Origin of the sequence: Bacillus sp. S14(2024) (assembly GCF_050473785.1) — a bacterium.
In the GTDB taxonomy this organism is placed as follows: Bacteria; Bacillota; Bacilli; order Bacillales; family Bacillaceae_G; genus Bacillus_A; species Bacillus_A yunxiaonensis.
Genome location: NZ_JBFLUP010000006.1, coordinates 750,624 through 775,290 on the forward strand (window position 1 = coordinate 750,624; position 24,667 = coordinate 775,290).

The 24,667-nt window shown below is 37.8% G+C and carries 23 protein-coding genes and 2 pseudogenes; 21 read left to right on the forward strand and 4 right to left on the reverse strand.

Translation table 11 applies throughout. The features are described from left to right. Positions 1-40 precede the first annotated feature (40 nt). From AB1279_RS04120 to AB1279_RS04130, 3 genes and pseudogenes are all read left to right on the forward strand, one after another. Positions 41-430 (forward strand): annotated as a pseudogene (locus AB1279_RS04120) (spore germination protein); the annotation flags it as partial. Positions 431-434: 4 nt separating this feature from the next. Further along, positions 435-1,538, forward strand: coding sequence for a GerAB/ArcD/ProY family transporter (locus AB1279_RS04125; protein ID WP_429757924.1), 1,104 nt, complete (start codon positions 435-437; stop codon positions 1,536-1,538). Next, positions 1,535-2,638, forward strand: a pseudogene (locus tag AB1279_RS04130) (Ger(x)C family spore germination protein). The gene AB1279_RS04125 and the pseudogene AB1279_RS04130 overlap by 4 nt, the downstream one beginning before the upstream one ends. Positions 2,639-2,731: 93 nt before the next feature. On the opposite strand, the gene AB1279_RS04135 reads toward AB1279_RS04130, so the two are convergent. Next, positions 2,732-3,283, reverse strand: a complete 552-nt coding sequence (locus AB1279_RS04135; RefSeq protein ID WP_429757925.1) for an NAD(P)H-dependent oxidoreductase — start codon at positions 3,281-3,283, stop codon at positions 2,732-2,734. 46 nt (positions 3,284-3,329) lie between these two features. Beyond that, positions 3,330-3,938 (reverse strand): ester cyclase, encoded by a 609-nt coding sequence (locus tag AB1279_RS04140; RefSeq protein ID WP_429757926.1) that lies wholly within the window; start codon positions 3,936-3,938, stop codon positions 3,330-3,332. A gap of 170 nt (positions 3,939-4,108) precedes the next feature. Between AB1279_RS04140 and AB1279_RS04145 the strand changes: the two genes are divergently transcribed. Both AB1279_RS04145 and AB1279_RS04150 read left to right on the forward strand, forming a co-directional pair. Further along, positions 4,109-4,447 (forward strand): winged helix-turn-helix transcriptional regulator, encoded by a 339-nt coding sequence (locus AB1279_RS04145; RefSeq protein WP_429757927.1) that lies wholly within the window; start codon positions 4,109-4,111, stop codon positions 4,445-4,447. A gap of 193 nt (positions 4,448-4,640) precedes the next feature. Then, on the forward strand, positions 4,641-5,360 hold the full coding sequence (locus AB1279_RS04150; RefSeq protein ID WP_429757928.1) for an SDR family oxidoreductase: 720 nt from the start codon (positions 4,641-4,643) through the stop codon (positions 5,358-5,360). A 70-nt stretch (positions 5,361-5,430) separates the two neighbouring features. On the opposite strand, the gene AB1279_RS04155 is transcribed toward AB1279_RS04150, so the two are convergent. Beyond that, positions 5,431-5,604, reverse strand: coding sequence for a nucleotidyltransferase family protein (locus tag AB1279_RS04155; RefSeq protein ID WP_429757929.1), 174 nt, complete (start codon positions 5,602-5,604; stop codon positions 5,431-5,433). Positions 5,605-5,729: 125 nt separating this feature from the next. Between AB1279_RS04155 and AB1279_RS04160 the strand changes: the two genes are divergently transcribed. The 10 genes from AB1279_RS04160 to AB1279_RS04205 all read left to right on the forward strand — a co-directional run bounded on the left by AB1279_RS04160 (position 5,730) and on the right by AB1279_RS04205 (position 16,196). Next, positions 5,730-6,593 (forward strand): YtnP family quorum-quenching lactonase, encoded by an 864-nt coding sequence (locus AB1279_RS04160; RefSeq protein ID WP_429757930.1) that lies wholly within the window; start codon positions 5,730-5,732, stop codon positions 6,591-6,593. Positions 6,594-6,675: 82 nt separating this feature from the next. Next, positions 6,676-7,530, forward strand: coding sequence for an ABC transporter permease subunit (locus tag AB1279_RS04165; RefSeq protein ID WP_429757931.1), 855 nt, complete (start codon positions 6,676-6,678; stop codon positions 7,528-7,530). Next, positions 7,520-8,566, forward strand: coding sequence for an ABC transporter permease subunit (locus AB1279_RS04170; RefSeq protein WP_429757932.1), 1,047 nt, complete (start codon positions 7,520-7,522; stop codon positions 8,564-8,566). The genes AB1279_RS04165 and AB1279_RS04170 overlap by 11 nt, the downstream gene beginning before the upstream one ends. A gap of 122 nt (positions 8,567-8,688) precedes the next feature. Then, entirely contained in the window at positions 8,689-9,501 is an 813-nt protein-coding gene (locus tag AB1279_RS04175) for a TrmB family transcriptional regulator (protein ID WP_429757933.1), read from the forward strand. A gap of 62 nt (positions 9,502-9,563) precedes the next feature. Beyond that, positions 9,564-10,460, forward strand: coding sequence for a DMT family transporter (locus AB1279_RS04180; protein WP_429757934.1), 897 nt, complete (start codon positions 9,564-9,566; stop codon positions 10,458-10,460). A gap of 197 nt (positions 10,461-10,657) precedes the next feature. Beyond that, positions 10,658-11,230, forward strand: a complete 573-nt coding sequence (locus AB1279_RS04185; RefSeq protein WP_429757935.1) for a DUF6434 domain-containing protein — start codon at positions 10,658-10,660, stop codon at positions 11,228-11,230. Between the two features lie 202 nt (positions 11,231-11,432). After that, complete coding sequence (locus AB1279_RS04190; RefSeq protein WP_429757936.1) at positions 11,433-12,989, forward strand: fatty acid--CoA ligase; 1,557 nt, start codon at positions 11,433-11,435, stop codon at positions 12,987-12,989. Between the two features lie 12 nt (positions 12,990-13,001). After that, entirely contained in the window at positions 13,002-14,147 is a 1,146-nt protein-coding gene (locus AB1279_RS04195; protein ID WP_429757937.1) for an acyl-CoA dehydrogenase family protein, read from the forward strand. Positions 14,148-14,175: 28 nt separating this feature from the next. Next, the gene (locus AB1279_RS04200) at positions 14,176-15,048 is read left to right on the forward strand and encodes a 3-hydroxyacyl-CoA dehydrogenase family protein (protein ID WP_429761292.1); all 873 of its coding nucleotides are present in this window, start codon (positions 14,176-14,178) and stop codon (positions 15,046-15,048) included. Further along, the gene (locus AB1279_RS04205) at positions 15,045-16,196 is read left to right on the forward strand and encodes a thiolase family protein (RefSeq protein ID WP_429757938.1); all 1,152 of its coding nucleotides are present in this window, start codon (positions 15,045-15,047) and stop codon (positions 16,194-16,196) included. Before AB1279_RS04200 ends, AB1279_RS04205 begins: the two co-directional genes overlap by 4 nt. An 86-nt stretch (positions 16,197-16,282) precedes the next feature. On the opposite strand, the gene AB1279_RS04210 is transcribed toward AB1279_RS04205, so the two are convergent. Beyond that, positions 16,283-16,594 carry a PepSY domain-containing protein gene (locus tag AB1279_RS04210; protein ID WP_336484410.1) on the reverse strand — a complete coding sequence of 104 codons (312 nt, stop codon included), beginning with the start codon at positions 16,592-16,594 and terminating at the stop codon, positions 16,283-16,285. Between the two features lie 143 nt (positions 16,595-16,737). On the opposite strand from AB1279_RS04210, the gene AB1279_RS04215 reads away from it, so the two are divergent. From AB1279_RS04215 to AB1279_RS04240, 6 genes are all read left to right on the forward strand, one after another. Then, positions 16,738-17,811 carry a M42 family metallopeptidase gene (locus AB1279_RS04215; RefSeq protein ID WP_429757939.1) on the forward strand — a complete coding sequence of 358 codons (1,074 nt, stop codon included), beginning with the start codon at positions 16,738-16,740 and terminating at the stop codon, positions 17,809-17,811. A gap of 51 nt (positions 17,812-17,862) precedes the next feature. After that, entirely contained in the window at positions 17,863-18,372 is a 510-nt protein-coding gene (locus AB1279_RS04220; protein ID WP_429757940.1) for a DUF84 family protein, read from the forward strand. Positions 18,373-18,559: 187 nt separating this feature from the next. Then, positions 18,560-18,874 (forward strand): thioredoxin family protein, encoded by a 315-nt coding sequence (locus AB1279_RS04225; protein WP_098918480.1) that lies wholly within the window; start codon positions 18,560-18,562, stop codon positions 18,872-18,874. A gap of 144 nt (positions 18,875-19,018) precedes the next feature. After that, on the forward strand, positions 19,019-19,831 hold the full coding sequence (locus AB1279_RS04230; protein WP_429757941.1) for a DUF1444 domain-containing protein: 813 nt from the start codon (positions 19,019-19,021) through the stop codon (positions 19,829-19,831). Then, positions 19,828-20,442 (forward strand): YtpR family tRNA-binding protein, encoded by a 615-nt coding sequence (gene ytpR / locus AB1279_RS04235; protein WP_154711143.1) that lies wholly within the window; start codon positions 19,828-19,830, stop codon positions 20,440-20,442. The genes AB1279_RS04230 and ytpR overlap by 4 nt, the downstream gene beginning before the upstream one ends. 302 nt (positions 20,443-20,744) lie before the next feature. Further along, the gene (locus tag AB1279_RS04240) at positions 20,745-24,656 is read left to right on the forward strand and encodes a DNA translocase FtsK (RefSeq protein WP_429757942.1); all 3,912 of its coding nucleotides are present in this window, start codon (positions 20,745-20,747) and stop codon (positions 24,654-24,656) included. Positions 24,657-24,667 lie beyond the last annotated feature (11 nt).

The following is a 24,667-nucleotide window of genomic DNA, read 5'->3' on the forward strand; positions in this document are numbered from 1 at the left end:
GATTATCCCGCATTAACGGGCAGTAAGACCCCACCTTAATGTAGGCGGAATTATCATTGGACAGGCCGCTGTTCAGGCGGGAGTTGTAAGCAATATTATGATTATTGTCGTTGCTGTTACAGCTATCGCTTCTTTTATTATTCCAAATTATGATATGGGTTCAGCGATTAGAATGCTGCGAGTTCATATGATGCTATTAGCTGCCATGTTTGGAATTGTAGGACTCGTTATCGGATGGATGACATTAGTTGCGCATTTAATAAGCCTTGAATCGTTAGGTACTCCTTATGGTACTCCGTTGGCACCTTTTCACCTTGCAGATATGAAGGATGCTTTTATACGCTTTCCTTTATGGGAAATGAGAAGTCGTCCTAAAGGTGCTAGAGCGATTCAATCTATTCGACAAGGGGAAAATCATAATAAAAGGTGAACCTATGAAAAAGTATGCTTACAATGAAATCACTCTTATGCAATATATTTTTTTAATTAATGGAATGCAGGTGGGAACAGGGATTTTATCTCTTCCACGAGTACTTGCAGAGAAAGCTGGAACAGATGGATGGATAGCTTTAGTTATTGGAGGGGTATTATCTATAACAGCCAGCATTTTTATAGTGAAAACATCTCAAAGATATCCAAATGATACGCTTTACGACATTCTTATACGGTTATTTGGAAAAATAGTTGGGAAAGGGATAGTCGTTATTTACATGATATATTTTATTTTTTATTCCGGTATCGTTCTTGTGAACGCTTTGCTTTATCTGAAAGGATGGCTTCTGCCGAAAACGCCTGACTATATCATTATATTTTTGTTTTCAATTCCTACTTTTTTTGTTGCACGCAACGGCATTCGTATTATAGGACGATACTGCGAACTCGCATTTTATATGACATTTTGGATTGCACTTTTTTTTTTAATACCGCTAAGAGAAAGTAGTACTTGGCTCCATTTCTTTCCGTTACTGAAAGACGGGTTGGGACCGGTGTTAAAAGCTGTGCCGACTACTGTTTTTACCTATTTAGGATTTGAGATTGCGTTCTTTTTATATCCCTTTTTACAAAAAAAGCAATACGCAATCCATGGAATTGTGATTGCAAATACCTTATCGATGTTATTTTATTTATTTGCCACTCTTGTTTGTTTTGCCTATTTTAGCCCTGATAGCATTACAGAATTTAACCAACCAGTATTGAACTTGCTTAAAGTAATTGAATTTCGTTTTTTAGAACGTTTTGACATGGTTTTATTAGCTGTTTATTTAATGGTTGTTTCCAAAGTGTGGATTCCTTCCGTATACTGCGCTGTATTTTGTTCTAGTCAATTACTGGGAAAACAAGACCATAGCTCTCACGTCATTGTTTTATTATTGTGCATTACCGGTTTCATATTTTGGATCCATCCGACTTGGAATGAATCTGAGATTTGGCAACAGGCATTATCAAAGGCTGGGATAGGATTGACGTATATATTACCTGTAATTTTATGGATATATAGCTGGATATATGAGAAGTACCACCGGAGGGGGATACATTGAAAAGGAAGGTACTATGTTGCATTTTGTTATTAACGTTCACGATGACTGGATGTTTTGATCAAACAAGTGTTGAAAATGTTTCCCTTACTCTTATAATTGGTATTGATCTAGATGATAATGATAACTTATTGGTGTACATGTGAAGTCCTGTTTTTAATAAAGAAGCAAAGCAGAAAGAGGAAAATACTGCCGTGAAATCTGTTACAGTTCGAAAGTCTAGAGAGAAATTTGATGCTACGGTTATGGCGCTAACATCGGGAAGTAAAACCCAGGTTATGTTAGTTGGGAAACGGCTGCTGAAACGAAAAAACTGGCAAGAATACCTTGACCCATTTTATCGAGATCCCCAAAATACTGTTACTGCGCGGGTTGTTGCTGTAGATGGACCTGTTTCAGATATAATCTTTTATAAGCCAAAAGATAAGCCACGGCTTCCCTTGTATTTAGCAAAATTAGTTGATACCGCTTCTATAAGAAATGTCACGGTAAGAACAACTCTTCAAGAATTGCGTGAACAAGCGAAAGAAAAAGGTATGACAGCAAGTATTACCGAGATGAAAAAGAAGAAGAGAGTATGGTTGACAGGAACAGCCTTGTTGGATGCAAAAGGAAGATATAAATTAACGTTAACACCGGATGAAAGTATGCTGTTACGTATTTTATAGAACGAAAATAAAGGTGAATTTCCATTTACACTTGCAATCAAGCCAAAATCGGATGATCATAATAAAGATTTGATAAGTTTCTCTGCTCAAAACATCAAGGTAAAGACAAAGGCAAAGTATGACGGTCGTTTTATATTTAATACAGATATAAAGATGAGAGTTATCATTACAGAACGGCTTTTTTTATTCAATACAAGAAAGGACGCAGAGAAGCTGCAAAAAGCTATTGAAACTAAGCTAGAAGCCGATTTCAAGCACTTAATAAAGAAAATACAAGATGTCGAAATCGATTCTTTTGGATATGGTAAATATGCGAGAGCTTACACATATCCAGAGTGGAAAAAAGTCCAAAATCAATGGGGGAAGGCATTTGCAAAGGGAGATGTAAATGTTAAGGTAAATGTAAAACTCGCTGGGATGGGAACGATTAAGTAATAAGAATTCGACGTAGGATACGTATGAAAACTGGATTACAATTTGCAACCCCCTCAGATTTTCTGAAGGGGGCTTATCTAATGTGAAAGTGAATTACAGCGGTAATACTTCTTCTAGGTGTGTATTCAGTTCAGATACAAATTTATCAATATCCGGATTTTTTATTACATCATAGCAAGCAAAGCTCTTTAAAGGTTTCATACCGATAAATTCTTGTGTTCGGTGTAAATGACTGAGTACGTCTTCTAAGCTTTTTCCTCCAAAGAACTGTGCTGGATCGTTAAATGCTTTTTCAGGAGCATTCCATGTAGTGGAAAACATATAGTGTTTGTCAGTTAATAAACCACCTCTGCCATATTGCTCGGATCCTTTGAAAAATAATCCGTAAGCATATACTTCGTCCATATATGTTTTCAGTAATCCGGGAACATTGAACCAATAAATAGGCGTTTGGTAGATGACAATATCAGCCCATAAAAACTTGTTTTGTTCTTCTTCGATATGATATCCGTTTTGAATCACTGTTGTTTGTACATTGCTCTTTGTACTCAATGCAGTCACCATATTGTCTGTCAAAGTTGTATTTAGTTTTCCTTCTGCTGATCTGTATGTTTGATGACCATTGATTATTAGTATATTTTTCATTTTATTTATCCCCTTTATTTTATAAATGTGTTATGAGTTCTAAAGATTAATTTTCCGGTATGGCGCCGAGTTGTTGCATAAGAGTTAGATTATCTTCTAAGTGCCAATCTTCAACAATCTTTCCATCTTTAATCCGTAAAATATCAATTGCAAAGAAGTTAACAGCTTTACCAGTTGATTTTTTCTCTCCAAAATCCTCCTTATGTGTTCCAGTGAATGATAGTCGAGCTGTTACTTTGTCCCCAGTTACCAATAAGTCCTCGATGTTACACTGTAAGTCTGGCACGGCTTTACGAAAATTGTTTGATGCAAATGCTAAGCCTTTTGGTCCTTGTGGGCGTCCCTTTGGTAACGTGTTATCAACGAAATTTGTTGTAACAGTTTGCGGAATCAGAGTTTCGTTGCCGCTGTTCCAAAATGCGTAAAAGCGCTGCGCAGCATGAACCATCTCTGTAGCTTTCTTTTGATCTAATGAAGGATCTATGGTCATTGATTTAGGTTGAGGAAAATCCTTCAACAGTTGAATCTCTTTCTTTACTGGTGCAGCAGTCTTGTATTCTGATGTTTGCGTACTACACGCAGTCATCAAAATCATAATCCCGAAGATACTTATTAAGAGAGAAATCAGTGCCAGTGGTCGGTGTTCTGTACTCATTTTTATCGCCTCCTTAGTTTAGAAATAGCGTCTAGTCGCTATTGATATTGTATGTATAGTTAGTTTCTTTTGGGAAGTAGTGATATTTATTTCATATAGTTACCGTAAGGATAGAATTGTGATAGCATAAAGGGAAATAATTCAAAAAATTTTTTCAGGAGCGTGTTTCAATGGAGAATATGGAGCCACTTAAATTAACAAAAGGAACACCAGGACAAATTTGTCCCATTGCAAAAACACTAGATGTAATCGGGACAAAATGGACTTTTTTAATTATTCGAGATCTTCTTATTGAAGGAACAATGCGATTTAGTGATTTACAAAAATCGATGGATGGAATTAGTCCGAAGACCCTCTCTCTTCGTCTGAAGGAACTTGAAGCGCAAGGGATCGTGGAAAGAACGGTATATCCAGAAGTTCCTCCGCGTGTAGAATACACATTAACAGACAAAGGAAAACGTTTAGAACATATTTTCATTGAATTAAAGAGATTTGGGTTAACTTTATAAAATGATTTAAAAACAAATAAAAAGGCCTTCATGGTCTTTTTTTTATGATAGTAAATTTTTTTATGCGTATATTTCTTTTCAAAAAAGAAACTTTCTAAAATGTAACTATGTGAATTAAATATCACTACTTCCAAAGAGAAAGCTTTGGAAATACAATAACCTCAGCAAAACAAAACAAGAAAAACTGGGGGAAATGAACATGTTAAACAATAAAAAAATTGTAATTATTGGCGGAAGCTCTGGTATTGGTTTAGAAACAGCGAGACTAGCACTTTTGCAAGGAGCTGAGGTTATCATTGCTAGTCGTTCTGAGGAAAAATTGCAGAGAGCGAAGGATCAGTTAGGAGGGAACGTAACGATCTACGCGCTTGATACAACGCAAGAACAACAAGTTCAGTCCTTTTTTGAGCAAGTAGGTACAATTGATCATTTAGTTGTTACAGCGGCAGAAACATCAGGGGGCTCTTTTATTGACACAGATACAGCCGCAGCACGCCAGTTGTTTGAAAATAAATTTTGGGGACAATTCTATTCTGCAAAATATGGTGCATCAAAGATTGCTGAGAATGGCTCTATCACTTTATTTTCCGGAGTTGTTGCTTATAAATCTATGGCTGGGTCTGCAACGCTTGGTGCAGTCAATGCAGCCGTTTCTAATCTTGGCCAAACGTTAGCGTTAGAGTTAGCTCCTATTCGGGTGAATGTTGTTTCTCCAGGAATTATTGATACACCGTCACGCAGTAAAATGGCAGAAGAAGTGCGGAATACATTCTACACTGACTTAGGAAATAAACTTCCTGTAAGACGAGTAGGTCAAGCTGAAGATGTAGCACAGGCTGTACTCTATGTAATGCAGAACGGTTTTGTTACGGGGACAGTGCTTCATGTTGAAGGTGGGCATACATTAATCTAGTTTGTGCTTATATAATGAAAGACGCTATTCTTTTTGAAAGAATAGCGTTTTTCATTCTCCTATATAAAGTTTAGAGGATAAAAACCTTCACCTTACTCCATTTCTCCTCCCACTTCTTCTTAAGTAAGCGTTCTTCATAAATTTTTGAAAGTTCTTCTGTTTTTTCAAAATAAGGAGTCGGTCTTAGCTCCAAGTTAATCACATCTTGTATGCCCCAAGGAGCAGCAAATACAACCTCATTCATTTCATTCAGCTTCAAACCTAGCGCCGTTGCAGTCCTTTAATCATAAAAATGGCTCCTTTTTTACTTTGATAAACTATTTTTTCTGAATTATATGATAACATAAAAGGAAAAGGGGGATACAAAAAATGGAATATCTACAAATTGGAGATATACAAGTGACATGGTTGCGAGGAGGAAATACGCATTTAGACGGCGGGGCGATGTTCGGCGTTGTACCGAAAGCGCTTTGGTCACGCAAATATAGCCATAACGATAAAAATCAAATTTATTTACGAACGGATCCATTGCTGCTGCAAACGAAAGATGGAAATATGCTCATAGATTCAGGGATAGGTAACAATAAAATGAATGAGAAAATGAAGCGAAATCAAGGGGTGACTGAAGAGTCATCTGTTGAACAATCGCTCGTTCAACTTGGTTTGAAAGCAGAAGATATTCAGTATATTCTTATGACGCATCTTCATTTTGATCATGCATCTGGTTTAACAAAATGGGAAGGTGAAAAGCTTGTCCCGACATTTCCAAATGCAAAAATATATGTATCACAAACAGAATGGGACGAAATGAGAAATCCGAATATCCGCTCACGCAATACATATTGGAAAGAAAATTGGGAGCCAATTGTACATCAAGTACAGCTGTTTACGGAAGAAGTAAACGTTACAGATGAAATCCGAATGGTTCATACAGGCGGACATAGCGATGGACATGCAGTTGTCGTTGCACAAAGTCAAAATGAAACATTGCTGCATTTAGCAGACCTAATGCCAACGCATGCGCATCAAAATGTATTGTGGGTCATGGCGTATGATGATTATCCAATGACTTCAATTGAGAATAAACAAAAATGGATGAAATACGGAACAGAGCAGAAGGCATGGTTTACGTTCTACCACGATGCATATTACCGCGCTGTGAAATGGGACGAAGAAGGGCATATGGTAGAAAAATTAGAACGCGAAGAAGCAGAAGTACCGAGCGAAGTGTAATGAAAGATTGTTAGTCATTAGGTGATAGCTTAATGGCTAACAACTATTTAATGCTGTAAATAATAACGCGAGGAGATTCAAAGTGAAGGGGTTTTTCATTGAGAAATGTATAGAATTTTGCATTTGCATCATTGTTATTATTGTTATTAGTTATGCGCCGTTTGGGTTTTTAGAGAACTATCCTCTTAGTTTTACTATGTTTTTACAAAAGGTGTTTATCCCGGGAGATGCTGTAAATCCTATGACTATGCGCCAAGTTTCTTTTTGGGATATGATTCGGGAGCCGTATATCTATTCAGGTCTTATTCTACTAGCATCTACTTGTTTAACAGTTTTAATTGCGACATGTCTTTCCTTTTGTTATGTATTATCTTCTTTGAAAGTGAAGAAAGCAATTGAGCGATGTTTAGTGTTGATTGAATCTATTCCTGATTTGTTATTAATTTTTATGCTGCAACTATTTTTTGTTTGGGTATTTAAACAAACAGGGATAAATTTTGTAAATATTTACGCATTCGGTAATAAACAAGCATATTTTTTACCTATCGTTACGATGAGCATTGTACCTGCTCTTCATTTTTTTCGCATTATGGTTTTATTTTTATTAGACGAACAGAATAAGCCGTATGTAGAATTTGCCCGTGCAAAGGGGTTAAGTAGAAAATATATTTTATTTGTTCACTTGTTTCGAAATGTAATTTATCATTTGCTAAATCATTTACAATCTACTTTTCTATTTATGATTTCAAGTCTGCTGCTTGTGGAGGCTGCTTTCAATATTAATGGATACATGTCATTTATTTTAAAGCCACTTGTTTTAAATCCTGTAACGGTAGCACGATGGATCTTTTTATTGTTTATTCCATTTTATGTCGTGTTTACAATTGCTCATTTCCAAGTGAAGCGTAAGACAGGAGGGCTTGCAAATGAAAAATAGTATGTTCCATTCTAAACGTTTTTGGATAGGCCTTTCTTTTTTCGGTGGACTTGTGTTAGCTAGTTTTTTATTTACATGGTACGGAAAAGAGTTGTATTCTCAGACACAATTGTTAATGAAAGATGGTGACGGTAATGTTTCGCAAAGTGCACCGTTCAATCCTTTGCTGATGCCTCCGTTTGGATCGGATCGAAGCGGATATAACTTATTCTTTAAACTCATTATTGGCGCAAAGTTTACCATTTTATTTGTATTTGGAATTTGTTTTATTCAGCTTGTATTAGGAACATTATTGGGTAGTTTACTAGCATATACACCACCTTTAGTACAAAAGTTCATTGAAAAAGTATGTAAGGTATATTTCTATGTTCCGACAGTTATTTTAGTTATTTTGTTTATGTTGCCGTTGATGGTGAAAAGCGAGCAGACAGGTTTTAAGGAAGCTATTGTTATCAAGCAATTTCTCATTCTTTGCATCGTTACATTGCCAAATATCATTCTTTATATTAGTCAAGAGATTAATCTTTTTATGAAAAAAGACTATATTACAAGTTCTATTGTGCTCGGTGCTAGAAAAATGCATTTGTTTCGAAAGCATATTTGGCTGTATTTGAAAGAAATTCTTGTCATCCTTTTTCTCCAACAAGCTGTTCAGCTATTTACACTACTCATACATATGGGCTTTTTTAAAGTATTAATTGGTGGAAGAAAAGTAGTGCAGGATGAGAGTGGTTCCGCTACATTTTCTCTTACAAATGAGTGGTCGGGATTAATCGGATTAAATAAAAATGAATTATTAACAGCACCATGGATTATATTGGCGCCGTTAGTAGCTTTTACAATATCAATTTTTGTTCTAAATTTCATGATTCAAGGAATAAAGGAACAGCTCAACAAAAGGTTTATGCCTATTTCGCAGAAAAAGCATGATGTAGCAGTTGAAGAAAAGAAAGCAGCGATGCATGTGGATAAATTCCGATTTGCGAACATCAATATGGAGCCGATGTATAAAGGAAAAGATCGTTCGTATGAGTAAAAGTATCGGTCTCTGTGGACTGATACTTTTTTATGCTTCGAATAAGAAGTCTGAAAATATAGACATTTAAACACAGATGATTTATAGTAGTTAATACAATAACTACTATTGGGGGAGGGCTTATGGAAGAGAAAGCAATTACCGAATTGCAAAAACATGGATTTTCAAAATACGAGTGTAAGGCCTACATAGGTTTATTGAAATCACCTGCCATCACGGGGTATGAATTAAGTAAGCGTTCCGGCGTCCCGCGCTCAATGATTTATGAGGTATTAGGAAAATTGCTTGATAAAGGAGCAATTCAAACGGTTCCTTCTGATCCGATTGTCTATAAACCTGTTGAACCGAAGCAATTGCTTGCTAGGTTGAAAGAAGAGATGAATACATCATTAGAAGTGCTGGAATCTTCTCTCACAACGTTAGAAAGCGATCAGAAAGTGGACGTTGTGACTAGAATTGTTCAGTATGAACATATTGTTCAAGAAATGATTTCGATGATTCGATCTGCAAACAAAGAACTTTGGCTATCGATTTGGTCTCCTATTGTAAAAGACATTGAAAAAGCTGTTCGAGAGAAAGAAGGGGTGATCCCCATTTTTACGGTTTTATTCGGAGCTGAAGATAAGACGTTGGGGCACACATATCATCATAATTACATGGCACCAGATATTGTGAGTAAACGTATGGGCGGATATTTGACCATTCTTATTCGAGATGAAGAGGAAGCTCTGATTGCTAAATTTAGCGACAGAGGTTCAGAGTGGGCTGTGAAGTCAACTGATCCAGCCCTCGTTCTGATTGCTACTGAATATATTAGGCACGACATTATGGTAGAAGAGATTACAACTGCATACGGTCCTGAAAAGCTAGAGGGGCTATGGAAGACGAGGGAAGATTTAATTCATGTCATGACAGGAAAAAACAGCTTAGCATAAAGCTGTTTTTTTACCATAAAACAAGAGTTGTTATAATTATAACGACTTTGGAGGGGAATTAGATGTATGCAAAACTAAAATTTGCCGTCTCTATGGCTATCTTTGGTTCAATCGGTTTATTTTCGATAAAAACAGGCCTTCCGTCGATTGAATTGGTTTTTGTACGTTGCCTCTGTGCAAGTATTCTTTTAGGAGCAATATGGGGTTTTCGTACATTAACAACAAAACAGCCGCATAAAAGTTTTATTCCGCGCCGGGAGTACTTACTTGCTTTACTATGTGGTGTGTTTCTTATTATAAACTGGGTCTTTTTCTTTCGCTCTATTGAAGTAATGCCCATTACTGTGGCAATATCTATTTATCATTTAGCGCCTGTTATTGTGCTTTTACTAGGTTCTTTTATCTTTAAAGAAAAAATAACAGGAACAGGATTGATATTTTTCTTTGTTTGCTTTTTAGGAACACTGTTAGTTGGAGGAATTCACCAACATACAACCGTTGCTGGATTTTTATCTACAGGCGTTTTATGGGCGTTTGCAGCAGCATTCTTTTATGCTCTTACTTCAATTACGGGAAAAGGCATTCAAACACTTAGTCCGCTGCTAACAACTGTTATTCAAACAAGTCTCGGTGTTTTATTATTGATTCCATTCGTAGATTGGTCAAAGTTTATGCATCTCACCATTGAAAATTGGATTTATATCCTTGTTACAGGATTCATTCATACAGGATTTGTGTTTTATTTGTTTTTCAGTAGTTTGCGAGAATTAAAGGCTCAAACAATTGCTATTTTAGTCTTTGTTGATCCAATTGTTGCAATATTAATGGATGTTACTATTTTGCATTACCGTCCTGATGCCTATCAATTTATTGGAATTTTGCTAGTGTTTGTAGGGATTAGTTACTCTCCGAAAAAAGAAAGACGATTAGCGGAAGATAAAGTTATTCGATTAAACTAGTAGTGCAGATTATTTTAACAATAAAATACGTTTAGAGCTTGTTTGAACGAATCCTTTTTCAAAACAAGCTCTTTTTTGTTAGGGTTACTAATAGTAATGAGAACTAACAGGAGTTTGAACAATTTTATTTTATGATTAAATTGTATATCAAGAACTTATGTTCTATGCTAAATGAAGTATATATGGAGGTGTTATGAGTGAGACCGAATCTTACAAAGGATATTTCTATTCAAGATTTTAAGGATTTTTATTGGTTAAAAGAAGAATTGCAATTATTTTGTAGGGAAAATGGAATGAGTGCATCTGGTTCTAAGATAGAGATTGCAGATAGAATTGAAACATTTCTTCAGACTGGAGAGATTAAAAAACCATTGAGAAAGCCAAAAGATAAGACAAAACCGCAAGTACAAGGTAACTTGAGTCTTGATACAGTCATTACGGAAAATCATCGTTGTAGTCAAGAGGTAAGAGCTTTTTTTAAAACATCGATTAGTCCTAAGTTTCATTTTTCCACCTATATTCAAAACTATTTTAAACATAATGTAGGAAAAACATATCGTGATGTTGTAGCTGCTTGGTATGAAGAAGAGCGAAAGAAAGACCCATTATATAAAAGACAACTTGCTCCTCAATTTGAATACAATCAATTTACTCGTGACTTTTTCGCAGATCCAAACAATAAAGGAAAAAGTCGTGAAGAAGCGATTGAAGCTTGGAACAACATTAAGAAACTTCCTGGAAGTAACAAATATGAGTCTAATTATTCCTAAGCGAAGCATTTGATGAACAAGTCAACTGCTATTTGTTTAGCTTTTTTAACTATCAAAGCAAATAGTAGTTGTCTCTATTTGTCGAAATATTCACTCTTTAAACATTGTGAAAATTGTTATAATAACCGTAAGCTATTTCATTTTTGATAAGAAGATAACAAAAAATGAAAGCGTTTTAACACATGAGGAGGGGGAATATATCGTGTATATGACCATTGGGAAACTGCTGGAATTTACGGTTGAAAGTTATCCGAATAAGGAAGCAATTGTTGAGCCGGAAAAACAGATTCGCTGGACGTATGCAGAATGGAATGAGCAGGTAAACAAACTTGCCCATGCGCTTCAACAAAGCGGGATACGAAAGGGTGACCGCGTTTCGACATTTCTTTTTAATAGTAGTGCGCTGGCAACGACATGTTTTGCTTGTGCAAAAATTGGGGCTGTATTCAATCCAATTAATTTTCGGTTAAAACCGCAAGAACTTGCTTACATATTAGAAGACGCTTCTCCTAAAATCGTACTTTTTGAACAGCAACTATCCTCCCAAGTACAAAGCATTCATACACAATTTCCTCACATTCAGTTCTGGTACATCGATCAAGATCAGCCATCATTTTCTGTTTCTTATGAAGAAAAAGTATCTAGCGCCACGCCGCATTTTGAAAAAGTAGAAGTAAAAGAAGATGATATTTGTTCCATTATGTATACAAGCGGGACAACAGGGCATCCAAAAGGTGTGCTTCATCGTCATCGAGAGATTATAGATCACAGCTTGATGGGCATTGGCTACTTACATTATACGGAAAAAAGCCGCGGACTTGTAACAGCGCCGATGTTTCATTGTGCGGAGCTTCATTGCTGCTTTATTCCGAGGGTACATAGCGGTGCAACCAATATTATTCTTCATCATTTTGATGCAAAGCTTGTTTTGGAGACAATTCAAAGTGAAAAGATAACGGTTATGTTTGCCGCACCGACAATGTGGAATATGATGCTGCAGGAAGATTTGTCACAATATGATTTATCATCGCTTCAATACGGTTTATACGGAGCGGCTTCAATGGCACCTGTACTTGTAAAAGCTTGCGATGAAAAGTTGAATGTTTCGTTAGTACAAGCTTACGGAATGACAGAAATGGGACCAGCCGTTACGTTTTTACGTGAGCATGAGCAGCTTTCGAAAGTTGGTTCAGCAGGAAAGGCTTTATATAATCATGAAATTCGCATTGTTCGCCCGAATGATGATGGACCGTCTGAACCTGATGATCGGTTACCTCCATATGAAATTGGAGAAATTATTATGAGAGGTCCTTGTGTGATGGCGGGGTATTACAACAATAAAGAAGCAACAGAAAGGGCTTTATATAAAGGATGGTATCATTCAGGCGATTTAGGCTTTGTAGATAGAGATGGGTATCTATACGTTGCAGACCGCGTTGATGATATGGTCGTGAGCGGCGGTGAGAATATTTACCCGCGCGAGGTAGAGGACTTTTTGTATACGCATAAAAGTGTTTTAGACGTTGCGGTGCTTGGAGAGAAGGATGAGTTGTGGGGACAGCGTGTCGTTGCGTATATCGTTTCGAAAGATGAGTCTCTTACAGAAGAAATGCTAGATGAATATTGTAAACAAAGCGATACACTCGCTGATTATAAACGTCCGCGCCGGTATGTATTTACGGAGCAGTTGCCGAGAAATGCGAGCGGGAAAATTCAAAAGTTTATTCTACGTAGTCAAGGGGCAGAGGTGAAAAAGTAAGGAGAGAATACGATGAAGCATGCATATTTGGAGGAGGAGCATCACATTTTCCGTGATGCTTTCCGTAAATTTTTAGAAAAAGAAGCGTATCCGTACTACAACCAATGGGAGAAAGACGGCATTATTCCGCGCTCTCTGTGGAAAAAGATGGGTCAAAACGGCTTTCTTTGTCCGATGGTAGAGGAGAAATACGGCGGAGCTGGAGCAGATTTTGGATATTCAGCTGTGATAAATGAAGAGCTAGAAAAGGTTGGCTCGAGTTTAGTAGGAATTGGTCTCCATAATGATATTGTCGTTCCGTATTTAACAGCATATGGAACAGAAGAACAAAAGAAACGCTGGCTTCCAAAATGTGTGAGCGGTGAATACATTACCGCAATTGCGATGACAGAGCCGGGAGCAGGTTCTGATTTAGCTGGTATTCGCGCAACGGCACGTAAAGAAGGGGATCATTATGTTGTAAACGGAGAAAAAACATTTATTACAAATGGTATTCATGCAGATTTGGTTGTTGTTGTTTGTAAGACGGATTCTACTGTAAAGCCAGCGCATAAAGGAATGAGTTTACTCGTTTTGGAGAGAGGAATGGAAGGGTTTAAGAGGGGAAGAAAACTAGAAAAGGTTGGATTACATAGCCAAGATACAGCGGAACTCATTTTTGAAGATGTGAAAGTTCCCGTTTCTAATTTGCTAGGGGAAGAAGGAAAAGGTTTTTACTATTTAATGGACAAATTGCAGCAAGAGCGCCTCGTTGTCGCGATTGCAGCTATAACTGCAGCAGAAGTGATGCTGCGTTTAACAAAGGAATATGTAAAAGGGCGAAAAGCATTCGGAAAGAGTGTTAGTGATTTTCAAACTGTGCAATTCAAGCTTGCCGAAATGTATACAGAAATTGAAATTGGTCGCACATTTGTTGATGAATGTATTAGGGCACATATGCAAGGGGAGAACATTGTAACAAAAGTATCAATGGCGAAGTGGTGGTTAACCGACCTTGCGAAGAAAGTTGCAGCAGAGTGCATGCAACTGCACGGCGGGTATGGATATATGGAAGAATACGAGATTGCAAGGAGATACCGAGATATTCCGGTAAGCGCGATTTATGCTGGGACAAATGAAATTATGAAAAATATTATTGCGAAAAATATGGGTTTGTGATGCTGAAAGAAGAAGGGGAGGAGAAATGATGATTCAAAATATTGCAGTAATCGGTGCTGGAATTATGGGAAGCGGCATTGTGCAGTCATTAGCGATGGGCGGAAAGTGTGTGAAAATGTATGATGTATCGGAAGAAAGTTTACAAAAAGCATATAAGGGAATTACCGCAAGTTTGGATCGCTTTGTGAAAGCCGGGCGTATGAGTGAAGAAGACAAAGATCAAGTTCTCGCTAACATTGTTTCTACCATTACGTTAGAGGAAGTGTGTAAAGAGGTAGAGCTTGTAATTGAAGCCGCACCTGAAAATTTACAGCTGAAAAAAGAGATTTTTAAACAATTAGATACTTATACCTCTAAGTCTACGATTCTTGCAACAAATACATCTGAATTAAGTGTAACGGCGATTGCAGGCGCGACAAGCCGCTCAGAGAAAGTGGTGGGAATGCATTGGTTTAATCCAGCACCTGTTATGAAGCTTATTGAAATTGTGAAAGGGGTTGATACAGAGGAACATACAATACAAGCAGTGAAAGAGTTAGCAGAAGAGATTGGGAAAGAAACAGTTGTTGTGAAAGATGTGCAAGGATTTGTCACTTCAAGAGCAATTGCAGTACATTTGTTAGAGTGTATGCGTATGTATGAAGAAGGCGTAGGCAGTAAAGAGGAAATTGATAAAGCTATTAAACTTGGCTTGAACTATCCGATGGGTCCGTTTGAGTTAGCGGATTATGTTGGATTAGATACGTTGTTATTTGCAAGTCAAGGTTTAAGCGAAGCGTTTGGTGATAGATTTTGCGCTCCGCAAACACTTGTAAAGTTGGTAGAGGCAGGCCATCTTGGTCGGAAAACAGGAAAAGGATTCTATGATTATCAAAAAGGGAAAGTGGGAGAGAAAATATGAGTCGAGAAGTCGTTATTGTTGAAGCAGTACGCACTCCAGTTGGAAAAAGAAATGGTGCTTTTCGTGAACTACATCCAGTGCAACTTGCAGCGGTGGCGCTGAATGAAGTTACAAAACGTGCAAATATCGAAAAAGGAATTATAGAAGATATTGTAATGGGATGTGTGACGCCGATTGCTGAGCAAGCCTTTAATATTGGTAGACTTGCCGCACTAGAAGCAAATTTTCCGATTACAGTCCCTGCTGTAACGATTAACCGTCTTTGTGGTTCGGGGCAACAAGCGATCCATTTTGCAGCGCAAGAAATTAAATCTGGGGATATGGATATTACCATTGCTTCTGGTGTTGAGCATATGACGAAAGTGCCAATTTTAAGCGATGGAAATGCAAATACAATTCCAAATAGTCTTCATGAAAAATATGAAATTGTACATCAAGGTGTATCAGCAGAAATGATTGCTGAAAAATATGGAATTACAAGAGAACAGCTAGATAGCTATGCCTTTGAAAGTCATCAACGTGCACTACAGGCAATAGAAGCAGGCTACTTTAAGCGAGAAATTGTACCAGTAGATGGGATAGATAAAGAAGGAAATGCAATACTCGTTATAAATGATGAAGGACCGAGAGCGAATACTTCTCTTGAAGCATTGGCAAATTTAAAGGCTGTGTTCAAGGAGGACGGATCGATTACAGCAGGAAATGCAAGTCAAATTAGTGATGGGGCAGCGGCGATTCTTTTAATGGATAGTGAAAAGGCGAAAGAATTAGGATATAAAGTAAGAGCGCGAATTGTGAATCAAGTTGTTGTTGGCTCAGATCCTACAATGGGACTTACTGGAGTTATTCCAGCAACGAAAAAAGTACTGCAAAAATCAAACTTAACGATTCATGATATGGACTTAGTAGAAATTAATGAAGCATTCGCTTCCGTTGTTCTTGCATGGCAAAAAGAAATGGAAGCAGATTTACATAAAGTAAATGTGAATGGCGGTGCTATTGCATTAGGGCATCCGCTTGGAGCAACAGGTGTGAAATTGATGACTTCCCTTCTTCATGAACTGGAAAGAAGAAATGGAAGATATGGACTACTTACGATTTGTATTGGGCACGGGATGTCAACAGCAACAATTATTGAAAGAATATAACAGTACATTCATGTTGAATATTGTAAATTCACCGATATGTGGATGTAATAAGTAAAGGGTGCAGAAATAATTCTGCACCCTTTTGATTAAGCAACTTTTACTTCTAAGATTGTACCTGTTTTTGCATCTACTAAAAATTCAAATCGTTCTTGTACATCGTGTAATAATGTTGTAATACCACCGCGGTATACATCGTAAGTAACATCATATTTTTCAAATGTCTCAGGTACCATATGCACCCAAGAACCTGTAATTTCACCTTTATGACTTAATGCTTGTTTCACCATTTTTAATGCTTTTTCAGAAGAAATGTGGGCTTGTTCTTGTACTTTATTTGCAACAACATATCCCGCTGCGAATCCTAAACCAACACCCGCTAATAAGCTTTTCCAGTTCATGTATTCACCTCTATCCTATAAAAAGTTCATCTTCATAATTATAAATCAATTTACATGAAAAAAGAAGAAACTAGAAAGATTTCGAAAATTTCGTTACAATGAAAAGAGTGATTCTATTATTGGATTGAAGGAAGGATACCGTGATGAATAAAGAGACAATGGAACTATTTCGTACGTTAACAGAGCTGCAAGGCGCTTCTGGATTTGAGCATGATGTGCGTCGTTTTATGAAGCAAGAACTAAGCAAATACTCAGATGAGATTGTGCAAGATCGTTTAGGAAGTATCTTCGGCTTAAAAAAGGGTGACGAAAATGGGCCGCGTGTTCTTGTAGCTGGTCATATGGACGAAGTTGGCTTTATGGTAACGCAAATTACGAAAAACGGAATGGTTCGTTTTCAAACATTAGGCGGCTGGTGGAGTCAAGTGTTACTAGCGCAGCGCGTACAAATTATGACAGACAATGGACCAATTATCGGTGTAGTAGGTTCTGTTCCTCCTCATTTATTAAGTGACGAACAACGCGCGAGACCAATGGATATAAAAAATATGTTAATTGATATCGGTGCAGATAGCCCTGAGGAAGCACATGAAATTGGCGTGAAACCTGGTCAACAAATTGTGCCAATTTGTCCGTTTACACCAATGGCAAATCCAAAGAAAATTATGGCGAAAGCTTGGGATAATCGTTATGGCTGCGGTCTTGCGATTGAATTGTTAAAAGAGTTAAAAGATGAAAAGTTGCCAAACACGCTATATTCCGGTGCAACTGTACAAGAAGAAGTCGGTCTTCGCGGTGCACAAACAGTAGCGAATATGATTCAGCCAGATATTTTTTACGCGTTAGATGCAGGCCCAGCAAACGATGCATCAGGAGATAAAACACAGTTTGGTCAAATCGGAAAAGGTGCTGTGCTTCGTTTGTATGATCGTACTATGGTGACACACCGCGGAATTCGTGAATTTATTTTAGATACAGCAGAAACGCATAACATTCCGTATCAGTACTTTGTATCACAAGGCGGTACAGATGCAGGACGCGTACATACAAGTAACTCTGGTGTACCATCAGCTGTTATTGGTGTATGTGCTCGTTACATTCATACACATGCGTCAATTTTACATATTGATGACTACGCAGCAGCGAAAGAATTACTGATTCATTTAGTAAAAGCAACAGATAAAACAACATTTGAAACAATTAAACAAAATGTTTAATATGGAAAAGGCCAAATACGGCCTTTTCTTTTTAAATTAGGAGGTTTAACAGTGAAAGTAGCAGTCGGATCAAAAAATCAAACGAAAGTAAATGCTGTTCAGCAAGTGTTACTAGATGCTGAAATGATTTCATTGTCTGTACCATCTCATGTGTCAGCGCAGCCATTTTCTGATGAAGAAACGCTGCAGGGGGCAAGTAACCGGGCAAAATTAGCATTAGTAGAAGGGAAAGCAAATATTGGAATTGGTTTAGAAGGCGGTGTGATGCACACGGAGCACGGCTTGTTTATGTGTAACTGGGGTGCTTTAGCGACGAAAGAAGGAAAGTTATTTACCGCAGGCGGAGCACGTATCAAGCTGCCAGATGAGTTTATTCAACCTCTTGAAGAAGGAAAAGAATTAAGCGAAGTAATGGAAGACTATACAAAGCGGCATGACATTCGCAGCCATGAAGGAGCAATCGGCATTTTTACAAACAATTATGTAGATCGAACGGATTTGTTTGTGCATGTTGTGAAGCTATTAGTTGGACAATATATGTATGACAGAAATGAAGCATAAACCTTGCACCGTATTTCATGTATGGTAGTATATAAATACAAATTAAAAAACCTCTTTCTTTTTAGATGGACGAGAGCATCGGGCCGTGCATAGAAGCGGTCATGTTTTGATCTGCATAGCAGCGATTTATATATAAATTAAGATTAGATTAGTAAATACATACTTCATTTTTAGGGAGGAAAAATAGATGAAAGCATTAGAAAGCATGGAGCAATTTCAAGAATTAAAAAACGAAGAGAAAGTGATCTTTTTATTCTCAGCAGATTGGTGCCCAGATTGCCGTTTTATCGATCCATTTATGCCGGAAGTAGAAGAAAAATATAGCGAGTTCTCTTTCTATTATGTAGACCGTGATGAATATATCGACTTATGTATCAAATTAGACGTATTTGGTATTCCAAGCTTTGTCGCTTACAATAAGGGAGAAGAAATTGGTCGTTACGTAAACAAAGATCGTAAAACACAAGAGCAAATTGAAGAGTTTATTGAAGGGCTAAAATAAAGTGAAACTTCCATCAGTGTGGTGGAATCCCCTCGATTTTCCTTGAGGGATCTTAGGGATAAGCTGTTTCAGCCAATTACAATGCGAAAAACAACCTCTATCTTCACATGTGGAGGTTGTTTTTTTCGGAAGGGAGGTCATCATATGAAAATGACGAGTAAAAAGATGAAAGACGAGCTCATGAAGCGCCTTGAAAGAGCAGAGTGGAGTTTTCAGTACGATAGTGAAAAGGAGACGCTTCGCATTGAGCAGACAGATACGAAAAAGGGAATTACTGTTTCTCTTCCAGGTATCGTAGCGAAGTGGGAGGTAAAGAAAGAGAAGGCAATTGAAGAAGTTGTATATTACGTAGAAGAAGCGCTTGTTGCGATGCATAAAGAAGTGAAAAGTACGGCGAAGATTTTACCTGTTATTCGTTCAACGTCCTTTCCGAGAGAAGCGGAAGAAGGAAATCAGTTTGTTATGACAGAGCATACAGCAGAAACGCGTATTTATTATGCATTAGATTCAGATAAAACATATCGCCTTATTGATCAGCATTTGCTGCAAAAACTTGGAATGACAGAAGAACAAGTACGTGAAATGGCATTGTTCAACGTTCGTTCTTTACGTGCTGATTTTAAGCGAGATGAAGTCGCTGGAAATACGTTTTATTTCTTAAATACAAATGATGGCTATGACGCGAGCCGTATTTTAAACGATGCGTTATTACGAGACATGCGTAAACAAATTTCAGGTGATATGGTTGTTGCGGTTCCGCACCAAGATGTATTAATAGTTGCTGATATCGTGAACAAAATCGGTTATGATATTATTGCACAAATGACAATGAAGTTTTTTGCAGAAGGTCATGTTCCGATTACATCACTTTCATTCGTATATGAGGATGGTAATTTCGAACCAATCTTTATTTTGGCGAAAAATCGGAAGGAACGAAGTGAAAAAGAGAAAGGATGAACAAAGTGAACGTTTTTTATAACCTTGAAGGTATTGGGGATACATTAATTGTTGCCCTGCAAGATATTACATTAGAAAACCGTACATTTGAGCGTAAAGGAGATGTAGCGCGCGTTTTCGATCGTGAAAGCAATGTAACAGCAGGCTTCAACATTTTTAATGCTTCTTCTTATATGGAAGTAACAGAAACAGGCAATCTTACATTAACGAAAGAGCTTGTGGAAAAGATCAATGAAATTTTAGCAAAGAACGATTTTACAGAAAAAGTAGAAGCAGATCTTTCTCCAAAATTTGTGGTTGGTTACGTAGCCGAAAAAGAAAAACATCCAAATGCGGATAAATTAAATGTATGTAAAGTAGAAGTTGGAACAGAAACATTACAAATCGTATGCGGTGCACCAAACGTTGACGCAGGTCAAAAAGTAGTCGTTGCGAAAATCGGTGCAGTAATGCCAAGTGGTATGTTAATTAAACCAGCAGAGCTTCGCGGTATTCCATCTTCAGGTATGATTTGCTCAGCACGTGAATTAGAGCTTCCAGATGCTCCGCAGGAAAAAGGAATTCTTGTACTAGAAGACAGCTATGAAGTTGGACAAGAGTTTAAGTTCTAAATATATGGCCCGTTAGAGCGGGATTAAGAAGGAAGATAGCCTCATCGTATGATGAGGCTATTTTTTTTAGAGAAGTTTTGAAAGTAATTGTACTTATAAAGCAGATTAGTTAAAATCTGGAAAGATAGAAAAGGGGAATGGTATGAAGTACATAAGAATTGTTTCTATTCATATAAAACCGTTTTCATTTTGTAATCTTTTTGTATTTTTCTGTAAATAATTTGAAAGTAATTTCATCTGCACTTTTTGCCGAATGCTGATACAATAAAGGGTGTTACTATTTAGTAGAAAGAGTGGTAAGCATGCTAGATTGGATGAAAAAGCTTTTTAAAAAAGAGGAAGAAAATGAAGCAACAGTATTGAGAGAAATAGAGATTCCTGTAGAGGAAAAGGTTACTTCGCACACTCCTCGTGTAAACTACTACTCTAATAAACGAGAAGATGAGCTGCAAGTGTCTAAGCCGCATGCGAGCAGAAATTTTCGTTTTCCATTAATTCCTGACGGAGGATTTGAGGAGAGCACAATGAAATCGCCTCGTATAGAGGAGCGTGCTATACAAGAAATACCAATTCGAGAAAGACGACAATCAAGACGAGTAGAAGAAATACAAAAAGAGACACGGATTGAACCGATTATTCAAGAGGTAACGGAAGCAAAGTCTACTTCTGTAGAAGAAAGTCACCGAAGACCGTTTCGTCCGACAGAAATAGTTTCTCCGATTTTTGGGTATAAACGCCCGGAAGTAGGGAGACAAGAACATACCGAAAGTAGGAAACAACAACGAGAAGATATTGAGATATCAATAGAAGGAAAAGCAGTTGTTGATGCGTGGTTTGAGAAGAATGGCTATGCGTTTTATGAATCATCACAAGATGTTCTACCAGAACAAAATCAGGTAGAAATTACACGGGTTGAAGTGAACGCAAAGCAAGAGAAAGCGGAAGTTAAGAAGTCTGTTGTTGATACATGGTTAGAGAAAAATGAAGCAGAACTTGCACCTGTGCAAAATGATGCAACATTCGATGAAACAGTGCTACATAATCGTGAGGCAGAACAGGTGAATATGTCCGAAGAGGCTGTGGTGTTAAAGGGAGATTCTAGTCAGCAAATCCATTCATTTGAAAATGAAGCAATTGCAGCTCAAGGTGAAAATGAATTATATGAGTCTATTGCAGTAGAGACAGAATTTGAAATGAAAGAAGAAGTTGAGAGAATAGAAGAATCTGTTATTCAAGAAGATACACTAAAAGTTGAAGAGCCAGAGGAAACAGAAGAAGTAGAGTTATCTTCAGAAATGGAAGAGTCGGATGTACAAGAAGCGACACTAGAAGTTGAAGAGTTTGAAGAAACAAAAGAAGTAGAGTTATCTTCAGGGATGGAAGAGTCGGATGTACAAGAAGCGACACTAGAAGCTCAAGAATTTGAGGAAACCGAAGAGGTAGAGTTATCTTCAGAGATGGAAGAATCCGATGTACAAGGAGAAACACCAGAAGTTGAAGAGTTTGAAGAAACAAAAGAAGTAGAGTTATCTTCAGGGCTGGAAGAATCGGATGTACAAGAAGCGACACTAGAAGCTGAAGAGTTTGAGGAACCAAAAGAAGTAGAGTTATCTTCAGAGATGGAAGAATCCGATGTACAAGGAGAAACACCAGAAGTTGAAGAGTTTGAAGAAACAAAAGAAGTAGAGTTATCTTCAGGGCTGGAAGAATCGGATGTACAAGAAGCGACACTAGAAGCTGAAGAGTTTGAGGAACCAAAAGAAGTAGAGTTATCTTCAGGGCTGGAAGAATCGGATGTACAAGAAGCGACACTAGAAGCTGAAGAGTTTGAGGAAACAGAAGAGATAGAGTTATCTTCAGAGATGGAAGAATCGGATGTACAAGAAGCGACACTAGAAGCTGAAGAGTTTGAGGAAATAGAAGAAGTAGAAGTATCTTCAGAAATGGAAGAGTCCGATGTACAAGGAGCGACACTAGAAGCTGAAGAGTTTGAGGAAACAGAAGAGATAGAGTTATCTTCAGAGATGGAAGAATCGGATGTACAAGAAGCGACACTAGAAGCTGAAGAGTTTGAGGAAATAGAAGAAGTAGAAGTATCTTCAGAAATGGAAGAGTCGGATGTACAAGAAGCGACACTAGAGGCTAAAGAGTTTGAGGAACCAAAAGAAGTAGAGTTATCTTCAGGGCTGGAAGAATCGGATGTACAAGAAGAAACATTTGAAGTTGAAGAGTCTAAGGAAATAGAAGAAGTAGAGTTATCTTCAGAAATGGAAGAGTCCTATACAGAAGAAATATTTGAAGCTGAAGAGTTCAAGGAAGTATTTTCAATAACAGAAGAAGTACTTGAAGCTAATGAAGCGGAAGCAGTAGTTACTGAAAGTTTCGTTCAAGAGCAAAGTCTAGAACCGATTCAAGCTAATGAACAAACACAGCAAGCTGTACAAGCCTTTGCAAATGTATTAATAGAAGAAACAGAGGAAAAACAAAATACAATTGCTGAGCAGAATAAAGTAAAAACAGAGCAGCGCAAAATAGATTCGATGCAAGAACCGAAACGTGAGAAGAAACGTTTTGTTCCGTTTAATGTAGTGATGTTGAAGCAAGATAAACAGATGTTAGAAGCAAAGCGCCGCGCAGCAATGCCGCCACAACCTGCTCCTTCACATAATGTGACTGAGCAACAACAAAATATGGAACCGCCGGCAGTGAAACAACCAGTGCAAGAAGAGATGACGCACCGAGTTGTTGTAGAAACAGAACAAGATATTCGTAACGTCTTACAGGCACCGCCAACATATGAGTTTCCACCATTAACACTTTTAAATATCCCAAGTCATCCAGCGACAAATGATGCTGAGTGGTTAGAGGAACAAAAAGAGCTGTTAAATACGACATTCCATAATTTCCATGTTGGTGCAAAAGTAGTGAACGTGACGCAAGGTCCAGCTGTAACTCGTTTTGAAGTACAGCCAGAACCTGGTGTGAAAGTAAACAAAATTACGAATTTAAGTGACGATATTAAACTAAACTTGGCTGCTCGTGATATTCGAATTGAGGCGCCGATTCCAGGGAAAAGTGCAGTTGGAATTGAAGTGCCGAATAAAGAGAGTAAAGCAGTATTTCTTCGTGAAATTTTAAGAAGCCCAGTGTTTACGAAAAGCGAATCACCGCTTACAGTTGCACTTGGCCTTGATATTTCAGGCACACCAATTGTGACAGATATTCGAAAAATGCCCCACGGTTTAATTGCAGGGGCAACAGGATCAGGAAAAAGCGTATGTATTAATGCGATTTTAACAAGTATTTTATATAAAGCGAAGCCACATGAAGTAAAGCTGATGCTCATCGATCCGAAGATGGTTGAACTTGCGCCGTACAATTCTGTACCGCACCTTGTTGCGCCGGTTATTACGGATGTAAAAGCAGCGACGGCGGCCTTAAAGTGGGCAGTAGAGGAAATGGAACGGCGTTATGAATTGTTTGCGCATGCAGGTGCACGCGATTTAACACGTTACAATACAATTATGAACGAACAAGAAATTCCAGGTGAGACGTTACCGTACATCGTCATTGTCATTGATGAGCTAGCGGATTTAATGATGGTTGCACCGGGTGATGTGGAAGAAGCGATTTGCCGGATTGCCCAAAAAGCAAGAGCGTGCGGAATTCATTTATTAGTAGCGACGCAGCGTCCATCTGTAGATGTTATTACAGGATTGATTAAATCGAACATTCCAACGCGAATTGCTTTTACAGTGTCATCGCAAGTAGACTCACGTACAATTATTGATATTGGCGGAGCTGAGAAATTGCTTGGCCGTGGTGATATGCTATTTTTAGATAATGGAACGTCAAAACCGGTTCGTGTGCAAGGGGTGTACGTTTCAGATGAAGAGATTGAAAAGTCTGTTGCGCATGCGAAGCGTCAAATGAAGCCAAATTATTTATTCCATCAAGAAGACTTATTGGCAAAAACAGAACAGCAAGAATCCGAAGATGAGTTGTTCTTTGAGGCATGTCAATTTGTTGTAGAACAAGGGGGAGCGTCCACGTCTTCTGTACAGCGAAGATTCCGCATTGGTTATAACCGTGCAGCTCGTCTTATTGAAGACATGGAAGCGCAAGGGATTATTTCAGAAGCACGCGGAACCAAACCAAGAGATGTCCTTATTACAGAAGATGAATTTGCTGCGATGCAGGATATACATGTATAAGAAAAGGTTTT

Bases quoted from the DNA above. Each gene is read 5' to 3' on its own strand.
- AB1279_RS04155 (WP_429757929.1), bottom strand. From the start codon at position 5,604: ATGAATGAGGTTGTATTTGCTGCTCCTTGGGGCATACAAGATGTGATT.
- AB1279_RS04170 (WP_429757932.1), top strand. From the start codon at position 7,520: ATGAAAAATAGTATGTTCCATTCTAAACGTTTTTGGATAGGCCTTTCT.
- AB1279_RS04135 (WP_429757925.1), bottom strand. From the start codon at position 3,283: ATGAAAAATATACTAATAATCAATGGTCATCAAACATACAGATCAGCA.
- AB1279_RS04205 (WP_429757938.1), top strand. From the start codon at position 15,045: ATGAGTCGAGAAGTCGTTATTGTTGAAGCAGTACGCACTCCAGTTGGA.
- AB1279_RS04210 (WP_336484410.1), bottom strand. From the start codon at position 16,594: ATGAACTGGAAAAGCTTATTAGCGGGTGTTGGTTTAGGATTCGCAGCG.
- AB1279_RS04175 (WP_429757933.1), top strand. From the start codon at position 8,689: ATGGAAGAGAAAGCAATTACCGAATTGCAAAAACATGGATTTTCAAAA.
- AB1279_RS04150 (WP_429757928.1), top strand. From the start codon at position 4,641: ATGAACATGTTAAACAATAAAAAAATTGTAATTATTGGCGGAAGCTCT.
- AB1279_RS04195 (WP_429757937.1), top strand. From the start codon at position 13,002: ATGAAGCATGCATATTTGGAGGAGGAGCATCACATTTTCCGTGATGCT.
- AB1279_RS04200 (WP_429761292.1), top strand. From the start codon at position 14,176: ATGATTCAAAATATTGCAGTAATCGGTGCTGGAATTATGGGAAGCGGC.
- AB1279_RS04160 (WP_429757930.1), top strand. From the start codon at position 5,730: ATGGAATATCTACAAATTGGAGATATACAAGTGACATGGTTGCGAGGA.
- AB1279_RS04145 (WP_429757927.1), top strand. From the start codon at position 4,109: ATGGAGAATATGGAGCCACTTAAATTAACAAAAGGAACACCAGGACAA.
- AB1279_RS04225 (WP_098918480.1), top strand. From the start codon at position 18,560: ATGAAAGCATTAGAAAGCATGGAGCAATTTCAAGAATTAAAAAACGAA.
- AB1279_RS04240 (WP_429757942.1), top strand. From the start codon at position 20,745: ATGCTAGATTGGATGAAAAAGCTTTTTAAAAAAGAGGAAGAAAATGAA.
- AB1279_RS04230 (WP_429757941.1), top strand. From the start codon at position 19,019: ATGAAAATGACGAGTAAAAAGATGAAAGACGAGCTCATGAAGCGCCTT.
- AB1279_RS04180 (WP_429757934.1), top strand. From the start codon at position 9,564: ATGTATGCAAAACTAAAATTTGCCGTCTCTATGGCTATCTTTGGTTCA.
- ytpR (WP_154711143.1), top strand. From the start codon at position 19,828: ATGAACAAAGTGAACGTTTTTTATAACCTTGAAGGTATTGGGGATACA.
- AB1279_RS04125 (WP_429757924.1), top strand. From the start codon at position 435: ATGAAAAAGTATGCTTACAATGAAATCACTCTTATGCAATATATTTTT.
- AB1279_RS04215 (WP_429757939.1), top strand. From the start codon at position 16,738: ATGAATAAAGAGACAATGGAACTATTTCGTACGTTAACAGAGCTGCAA.
- AB1279_RS04140 (WP_429757926.1), bottom strand. From the start codon at position 3,938: ATGAGTACAGAACACCGACCACTGGCACTGATTTCTCTCTTAATAAGT.